Source organism: Amycolatopsis sp. NPDC051061, from assembly GCF_040682935.1.
Lineage (GTDB): Bacteria > Actinomycetota > Actinomycetes > Mycobacteriales > Pseudonocardiaceae > Amycolatopsis.
In genome coordinates, this window is sequence record NZ_JBFBBZ010000119.1 from 1 (window position 1) to 3966 (window position 3966).

Consider the following 3966-nt stretch of genomic DNA (forward strand, 5'->3'; position numbering starts at 1 on the left):
CCGGGGAAGACGAATGCGGTTTTGCCGGAGACTGTGGCTTCGCCGGTGATGGTGAACGCGGAGGAGCGGCCCTCAGCCAGCGCAGCCAGCCCCTCGACCGAAGCATCCAGCACGACCGCCCGGTGCTCCAGGTGCGCCCGGTTCGTCGCCAGCGAGAACCCGATGTCCTGGGGCCGAACGTCTGGCGACTGGGCCAAGTGCTCACGCAGACGTTGGGCCTGGGCAGTCAGCGCGGCCCGGGTACGACCGGACAGCAGCCACGGAACCGAACCACCGGTGGCGACCAGACCGGGCGCGACCGGCTCGCCAGGCTCCGGCTCGACAGCGGCGGGAGCCTGCTCCAGGATCACGTGCGCGTTCGTGCCGCTAACCCCGAACGAGGAGATCGCGGCCCGGCGCGGTCTACCGGTCTCCGGCCAGTCCAGGTTCTGGTCGAGCAGCGACACCGCGCCCGATTCCCAGTCCACCTTGGTCGTCGGCAGTTCCGCGTGAAGGGTCTGCGGCAGCACACCGTGGCGCATTGCCTGCACCATCTTGATCAAACCGGCGACCCCGGCCGCAGCCTGGGTGTGGCCGATGTTCGACTTGATCGAGCCAAGGCGCAGCGGCCCGGAGTCGCCCCGGTGCTGGCCGTAGGTGGCCAACAACGCCTGGGCCTCGATCGGGTCGCCCAGCATCGTGCCGGTGCCGTGCGCCTCCACGGCGTCGATGTCGGCGAAGGTCAGCCCTGCCGAGTCCAGCGCGGCCCGGATGACCCGCTGCTGCGACGGTCCGTTGGGCGCGGTCAGGCCGTTCGAGGCGCCGTCCTGGTTGATGGCCGAGCCCCGGATCACGGCCAGCACCTCGTGCCCGTTGGCGTGGGCGTCCGACAGCCGCTCCAACAGCACCAGACCCACACCCTCGGCCCACGAGGTGCCGTCAGCGCCCTCACCGAAGGACTTGCAGCGCCCGTCGCGGGCCAGCCCACGCTGACGCGAGAACCCGACGAACCCGCCCGGCGTCGACATCACCATCACACCACCGGCCAGCGCCATCGAGCACTCCCGCGTCCGCAGCGCCTGCCCGGCCCAGTGCATGGCCACCAGTGAGGAGGAACAGCCGGTGTCCAGCGTGACCGCGGGCCCGAGCAGACCGAGCGTGTACGAGATCCGCCCGGACGCGATGCTGCCAGCGCCACCCAGCCCGAGATACCCCTCGAAACCCTCCGGGACCCGGTCCACGGTCAGTGCGTAGTCCCCGTTCGCGACACCGGTGAACACACCGATGTCGCTCTCTGCCAACGAGGTCGGGTCGATGCCCGCGTTCTCGAACGTCTCCCACGCCGTCTCCAACAGCACCCGTTGCTGGGGGTCGGTGGCCAGCGCCTCCCGCGGGGAGATGCCGAAGAACCCGGCGTCGAACATGCCCGCCTCGTGCAGGAACCCGCCTTCCCGCACGTAGGAGTGGCCGGCGGCGTCGGGGTCCGGGTCGAACAGCTCGTCCAGGTTCCAGCCCCGGTCGGTCGGGAACGCCCCGATGCCGTCCCGGCTGGACACCACGAGATCCCACAGCTCGTCCGGCGTGCGCACGCCGCCGGGGAACCGGCAGGCCATTCCGACGATCGCGATCGGCTCGTCGACGTCGGACTCCGCCTCGCGCAGCCGTTCGCGCGTGCGGTGCAGGTCGGCGGTGACCCGCTTGAGGTAGCGGAGAAGCCTCTCATCGTTCGTCATCTGTGCCTCGTGGTGTCGGGGTTGGGCGGGGAGGGTGGGCCGGGGTCACTCGTCCCCGAACTCCCGGTCGATGAAGGCGAACACGTCCTCGGCTCCGGCGTCGTCGAGCTGTTCGGTCACGCTCAGGTCGGCGGCGCTGTCCCCGGCCGCGACCAGTTCGCCGACGCGCGTGCCAAGCCGTTGCAGCCTGGCTGCAAGGTGCGACCGGTCCATCTGCTCGGTGGGCAGGGTCGGGATAGCCGCCTCCCACCGGTCCAGCTCGGCCAGCACCGCTTCTACGGAGTCCACCGGAGCGGCCGAGGCCTCGGAGCTGGCGGCGAGCAGAGTCCGCAGGTGCCTGGCCAGCACGCTGGGCGTCGGGTGGTCGAACACCAGCGTGGCGGGCAGCCGCTGCCCGGTGGCCGCGTTGAGCCGGTTCCGCAGCTCGACGGCGGTCAGCGAGTCGAACCCGATCTCCCGGAACGCCCGGTCACCGGTGGCCGCGGCGTCGGCCAGCCCGAGCACGGCGGCGGCCTCCACCTGGATGCGCTCGCTGAGCAGGTGCTCCTGTTCGGTCGGGGCCAGCCCGACCAGTCGGGCCGCCAGCTCGGCCGTGCCCGTGTCCTCGGCACTGTCGTCGCTGCCCAGGATCTCCGTGACCTCGGGCAGTGCCGCCAGCAGCGGCCGCGGGCGGGCCAGCGCGTAGGCCGGAGCGAACCTGGCCCAGTCGATGTCCGCGACGACCGTGGTGGCCGCCCCGCTGCCGACCGCGTGCGCCAGGGCCAGCGTCGCCAGCCGGGGGTTCATGGTCAGCAGCCCGGCCCGACGCCACTGCTCGCCCATGACCTCGTCGATCGTGCCGATGCCGCCGCCCCAAGCTCCCCAGGCCACTGCGGTGGCCGGAAGGCCCCGAGCGGCCCGGCGCTGCGCGAGCCCGTCCAGGTAGGCGTTACCGGCTGCGTAGGCGGACTGGCCACCACTGCCCCAGGCCGCCGCACCCGAGGAGAACAGCACGAACGCGTCTACCTCGCGACCGGTCAACAGCTCGTCTAGTGCCTGTGCGCCGGCGACCTTCGCCCGACCGATCGCGGTGAACTCCTCCTCGTTCAGCTCCGCCAACGGCTTGCTGGGAAGCGCGACCCCGGCCGCGTGCACGACCGACAGCGGTTCGGCCCCTGGCAGTTCGGCCAGCACCGCGGCCACCGCGTCCCGATCGGTCACATCGCAGGCCACGACACTGCACCGTGCCCCTGCCCCGACAATCTCCTCGGCTAGCGTGTCCGCGCCGGGCGCGTCTTGACCCTGGCGCGACAACAACACCACGTGCTCCGCGCCCTGCTCGGCCGCCCAGCGCCCGACGTAACCGCCCAGCCCACCGGTACCGCCGGTGACCAGCACGGTCCCGCTCGGACGCCAGGCCGGTGCCGACGTGATCGCCTGCCGCCGCATCCGCCGCGCGAACACTATCGACGCCCGGACCGCGGTCTGGTCCTCGTGGTCGGCGTTGGTCAGGACCGCGCACAGCCGGTCCAGGTCGGTGACGTCCGGGTTCGTCGGCAGGTCGATGAGCCCGCCCCAGGTCTCCGGCAGGTCCAGGCTCAGCACGATGCCGGTGCCCCACACCTGCGGCTGGAACTCGCTCGTCACCTCGCTCGGCTCGCGGACGGCCACCGCGCCCCGCGTGACGCACCACAGCGGCGCGGTCCACCCGAGTCGTTCGGCCGCCTGCACGAGCGCGACCGTGGCCGTGACCCCGTGCGAGGTCGTGCCCGTCCCGGTTGCGCGGTCGTCCCACGCGAGCAGGGACAGCACGGCGTCCGGTCCGGGACCGGTGAATTCCTCGGCGGAGTGCACCAGTCGCGGGGACGCGCCCCACGCAGTCAGTGTGTTGAGCACCCCGAGCACCGTCTGGTCCTTCGCCAGTCTGGCCGGGCTGACGACCAGCCAGGTCCCGGACAGCTCACCGGTCGGTGCGGCGATCGGCTCCCACTCGATCCGGTAGGCCCAGTCATCCACAGTGGACGAATCGCGGTTGCGGGCCCGCCAGCTCGTCAGACCGGGCAGAACCGGTTCCAGCGCCGTCGTCGCCACGCCTAGTGATCCGGCCAGCGTGTCCACGTCACCGCTGTCGACCGCGTCCCAGAACTCGGCGTCCGCGACCGCCGCCGGCCTCTCGATCGGCGTGAGCCAGTAGTGCTTGTGCTGGAATGCGTAGGTGGGTAGTGGGACTGGTCGGGCGTGGCTGCCGGCGAAGATCGTGGTCCAGTTGGTGGTG

The 3966-nt window shown here is 71.8% G+C and carries 1 protein-coding gene and 1 pseudogene; both read right to left on the reverse strand.

What is annotated here, in order from left to right:
• A pseudogene (locus AB0N03_RS51955) lies at positions 1-1712 on the reverse strand (beta-ketoacyl synthase N-terminal-like domain-containing protein); the annotation flags it as partial.
• A 45-nt stretch (positions 1713-1757) separates the two neighbouring features.
• On the reverse strand, positions 1758-3966 hold a 2209-nt coding region (locus tag AB0N03_RS51960; RefSeq protein ID WP_364388922.1), incomplete at its 5' end, for an SDR family NAD(P)-dependent oxidoreductase.